This is a genomic window from Mycobacterium sp. (assembly GCF_035603715.1).
Classification (GTDB): domain Bacteria; phylum Actinomycetota; class Actinomycetes; order Mycobacteriales; family Mycobacteriaceae; genus Mycobacterium.
Genome location: NZ_DATNJW010000631.1, coordinates 1 through 4,131 on the forward strand (window position 1 = coordinate 1; position 4,131 = coordinate 4,131).

The window sequence follows — 4,131 nt, forward strand, 5'->3', positions numbered from 1 at the left end:
GCGAAAGCGCTTTTCTCCCGGCCGATCTCAGCGCGCGCGATCGACCGCATGTGCACCTCGTCGGGTCCGTCGAAGATGCGCATCGCACGCTGCCAGGCGTACATCCGGGCCAGTACCGTGTCCTCGCTGACACCGGCCGCCCCGTGCACCTGGATGGCGCGGTCGATGACATTGCCGGCCATCTGGGGCGCCACCGCCTTGATCTGAGAGACCAGCAGATGGGCCGCGCGGTTGCCGTGCTGGTCGATCGTCCACGCGGCCTTCTCGCAGAGCAGCCTGGCCTGGTCGATCTCGTTGCGTGACTGGGCAATTGCCTGCTGCACCAGACCCTGGTCGGCCAGCGGCCGGCCGAATGCGATTCTGGTGTTCGCCCGGTTCACCATCAGCGCCAGCGCACGTTCCGCGCCGCCCAGCGCGCGCATGCAGTGGTGGATGCGACCCGGCCCGAGCCGGGCCTGGGCGATCGCGAATCCGGAGCCCTCTTCACCGAGCAGGTTGGTGGCCGGCACCCGGACGTTGTCGTAGATGATCTCGCAGTGCCCAGGCTGGTCCTGGTACCCGAAGACGGTGGTGGAACGCACCACGGTCACGCCCGGTGTGTCGATCGGCACCAGGACCATCGACTGCTGCTGGTGACTGGCGGCCTCGGGGTTAGTCCGGCCCATCACGATCAGGATCTTGCAGCGCGGATCCGCCGCTCCCGACGTCCACCACTTACGGCCGTTGATCACGTAGTCGGCGCCGTCGCGCACGATCGAGGTCTCGATGTTGCGGGCATCGCTGCTGGCGACCGCGGGTTCGGTCATGGAGAAGCCGCTGCGGATCTCGCCGTTCAGCAACGGCTCGAGCCACTTCTTGCTCTGCTCTTCGGTGGCGAACAGGTGCAGGGTCTCCATGTTGCCGGTGTCGGGTGCGGCGCAGTTGAGCGCCTCGGGCGCGATCTCCAGACACCATCCGGTCAGCTCGGCCAACGGCGCGTACTCCAGGTTGGTCAGCCCGGATTCCGCGGGCAGGAACAGGTTCCACAAGCCGACGGCCTTCGCCTTGACCTTCAGTTCCTCGATGATCGGCGGAACGGTGTGATCGTTCGGGCCGACTTCCTCGCGGTGCTTGTCGTACTCGGCTTCGGCGGGGAAGACGTAATCGGTCATGAACTCGCTCAGCCGCTTGTGGTAGTCGCTTGCTTTGGCTGACATCGCGAAGTCCATGACCGTCACGATAAGCCACCCGCGGCGAAGCCACACCGGGGGCAGGATGAACGTTATGACTGACGCTCGCCCGCCCTTGCCACCGTTTACGTTGGAAACCGCGATCCAGAAGGTCCAGGCTGCCGAGGACGCATGGAACAGTCGCGATCCGGACCGGGTCAGCCTGGGCTACACCGTCGACTCGCAATGGCGGAACCGGAGTGAGCACATCGTCGGCCGGGCGGCGATCGTGGCGTTCCTGACCAGGAAATGGGAACGCGAACTCGACTACGCGCTACGCAAGGGCCTGTGGAGTTTCCACGACAACCGCATCGCCGTTCGGTTTCAGTACGAGTGCCGAGACGCTTCCGGCCAGTGGTGGCGCAGCTACGGCAATGAATTGTGGGAGTTCGACGAGGCCGGCTTGATGGGCCGACGGGAGGCCAGCATCAACGACGTCGCGATCGACGAGTCCCAGCGGCGATACTTCGGACCACGGACCCCAGCGGAGCACGGCCAGGACTTTCCACTTTGGTGACCGGTTAGGGTTGTTGCCGATCTACCGGGGTAGGGAGTACAGGAAGTAGATGCGCACGCCATGACAGAAACGCAGACGACGGTCGGCGTGGTTGCCGAGTCGGGGGATGACGAGCGACGGGTCGCGCTGGTCCCGAAGGCAATCGCGCCGCTGGTGAATAGTGGGGTTGCGGTCGTAGTCCAGTCGGGTGCGGGCGAGCGAGCGTTGCTTCCCGACGCGTTGTACACCGAGGCCGGGGCCACCATCGGCGATGCCTGGGCGGCTGACATCGTCGTCAAGGTCGCACCGCCGACCGCCGAAGAGGTCGGCAAGCTGCACAGCGGCCAGACGCTGATCGGTTTCTTGGCGCCCCGCAATGCGGACAACGCGATCGGCGCGCTCAAAGCGGCGGGCGTGCAGGCGTTCGCACTGGAGGCCATTCCGCGGATATCGCGGGCACAGGCGATGGACGCGCTGTCGTCGCAGGGCAACGTCGCTGGATACAAGGCGGTCCTGCTGGCGGCCTCGGAGTCGACCCGGTTCTTCCCGATGCTGACCACCGCGGCCGGAACCGTGAAGCCGGCCACCGTGCTGGTGCTCGGCGTCGGCGTGGCCGGGCTGCAGGCCCTGGCGACGGCGAAACGGCTGGGTGCCCGGACTACCGGATATGACGTGCGGCCGGAGGTGGCCGACCAGGTGCGCTCGGTTGGTGCGCAATGGCTGGACGTCGGCATCGACGCCGCGGGCGAGGGCGGCTATGCCCGTGAGCTCACCGACGACGAACGGGCGCAGCAACAGAAGGCGCTGGAGGACGCGATCAGCGGGTTCGACGTGGTGATCACCACGGCCCTGGTCCCGGGCCGGCCGGCACCCAAGCTGGTGACCGCGGCCGCGGTCGAGGCGATGAAGCCCGGCAGCGTGGTCGTTGACCTGGCCGGCGAAACCGGCGGCAACTGCGAGCTCACCGAGCCGGGACAGGTCGTCGTCAAACACGACGTCACGATCGCCTCACCGCTGAACCTGCCGGCGACCATGCCCGAGCACGCCAGCGAGCTCTACAGCAAGAACATCACCGCGCTGCTGGACCTGCTGATCACCGACGGCGCGCTGGCCCCGGACTTCGACGACGAAGTCATCGCGGATTCATGTGTCACCCGCGAGACAGGTAAGGACTCCTAAATGCACGGGATGTACGACGAACTGCTGTCCAACCTGGCGATCCTGGTGTTGTCGGGATTCGTTGGGTTCGCGGTGATCTCGAAAGTGCCCAACACGCTGCACACGCCGCTGATGTCGGGCACCAACGCCATCCACGGCATCGTCGTGCTCGGCGCGCTGGTGGTGTTCGGCGAGGTCGAGCACCCGTCGCTGGCGGTGAAGATCATCCTGTTCGTGGCCGTCGTGTTCGGCACGCTGAACGTCATCGGCGGCTTCATCGTCACCGACCGGATGCTCGGCATGTTCAAGGGCAAGAAGAAGCCTGTGCCGGCGAAAGCGGAAGACGCGGTCGCCAAATGAACTACCTGGTAATCAGCCTCTACGTCATCTCGTTCGCGCTGTTCATCTATGGCTTGATGGGCCTGACCGGACCCAAGACCGCGGTGCGCGGCAACCTGATCGCCGCGGTCGGCATGGCGCTGGCCGTGACGGCAACGCTGATCAAGATCCGCCATACCGACCAGTGGGTATGGATCATCGCCGGTCTGGTGGTGGGCGTCGTCTTGGGCGTCCCGCCGGCCCGCTTCACCAAGATGACTGCCATGCCGCAGCTGGTGGCGTTCTTCAACGGCGTCGGCGGTGGCACGGTCGCGCTGATCGCGCTCGCCGAATTCATGGAGACGAAGGGCTTTTCAGCCTTCGAACACGGTGAGTCGCCGACCGTGCACATCGTGGTGGCGTCATTGTTCGCCGCGATCATCGGGTCGATCTCGTTCTGGGGCTCGATCATCGCGTTCGGCAAGCTGCAGGAGATCATCTCCGGATCGCCGATCGGCTTAGGCAAGCTGCAGCAGCCGATCAACCTGCTGCTGCTGATCGCGGCGATCGCCGCCGCGATCGTCATTGGTCTGGGCGCACGTCCCGACACCGGCGGGGTGTCGCTGTGGTGGATGATCGGCCTGCTGGCCGCAGCGGGTGTCCTGGGCTTGATGGTGGTGCTGCCGATCGGCGGCGCCGACATGCCCGTGGTGATCTCACTGCTCAACGCGATGACCGGGCTGTCGGCCGCGGCGGCGGGCCTGGCGCTCAACAACACCGCGATGATCGTTGCCGGCATGATTGTCGGCGCGTCCGGTTCGATCCTGACCAACTTGATGGCCAAGGCGATGAACCGTTCCATCCCCGCTATCGTCGCCGGCGGGTTCGGCGGCGGCGGTGTGGCGCCGGGCAGCGGCGACACCGGCGACAAGCATGTGAAGGCGACTTCGG

General features: G+C 66.0%; 5 protein-coding genes. 4 read left to right on the plus strand and 1 reads right to left on the minus strand.

From position 1 onward, the window contains the following. Positions 1 to 1,196: acyl-CoA dehydrogenase family protein (locus VN856_RS25650; protein WP_325694563.1), on the minus strand; the 1,196-nt coding region annotated here is incomplete at its 3' end. A gap of 67 nt (positions 1,197 to 1,263) precedes the next feature. On the opposite strand from VN856_RS25650, the gene VN856_RS25655 reads away from it, so the two are divergent. From VN856_RS25655 to VN856_RS25670, 4 genes are all read left to right on the plus strand, one after another. Further along, positions 1,264 to 1,725 carry a nuclear transport factor 2 family protein gene (locus tag VN856_RS25655; protein ID WP_325694557.1) on the plus strand — a complete coding sequence of 154 codons (462 nt, stop codon included), beginning with the start codon at positions 1,264 to 1,266 and terminating at the stop codon, positions 1,723 to 1,725. Positions 1,726 to 1,785: 60 nt separating this feature from the next. Then, positions 1,786 to 2,883: a Re/Si-specific NAD(P)(+) transhydrogenase subunit alpha gene (locus VN856_RS25660; RefSeq protein ID WP_325694559.1), complete on the plus strand. Its 1,098-nt coding sequence runs from the start codon at positions 1,786 to 1,788 to the stop codon at positions 2,881 to 2,883. A 9-nt stretch (positions 2,884 to 2,892) separates the two neighbouring features. Further along, positions 2,893 to 3,222 carry an NAD(P) transhydrogenase subunit alpha gene (locus VN856_RS25665; RefSeq protein WP_325694565.1) on the plus strand — a complete coding sequence of 110 codons (330 nt, stop codon included), beginning with the start codon at positions 2,893 to 2,895 and terminating at the stop codon, positions 3,220 to 3,222. Further along, positions 3,219 to 4,131 (plus strand): NAD(P)(+) transhydrogenase (Re/Si-specific) subunit beta (locus VN856_RS25670; RefSeq protein ID WP_325694561.1); only part of this gene is annotated, 913 nt, incomplete at its 3' end. The genes VN856_RS25665 and VN856_RS25670, both read left to right, overlap by 4 nt.

What these genes read in the sequence shown, in the direction of transcription:
- VN856_RS25665 (WP_325694565.1), top strand. Translation starts at nt 2,893, where the DNA reads ATGTACGACGAACTGCTGTCCAACCTGGCGATCCTGGTGTTGTCGGGA.
- VN856_RS25660 (WP_325694559.1), top strand. Translation starts at nt 1,786, where the DNA reads ATGACAGAAACGCAGACGACGGTCGGCGTGGTTGCCGAGTCGGGGGAT.
- VN856_RS25655 (WP_325694557.1), top strand. Translation starts at nt 1,264, where the DNA reads ATGACTGACGCTCGCCCGCCCTTGCCACCGTTTACGTTGGAAACCGCG.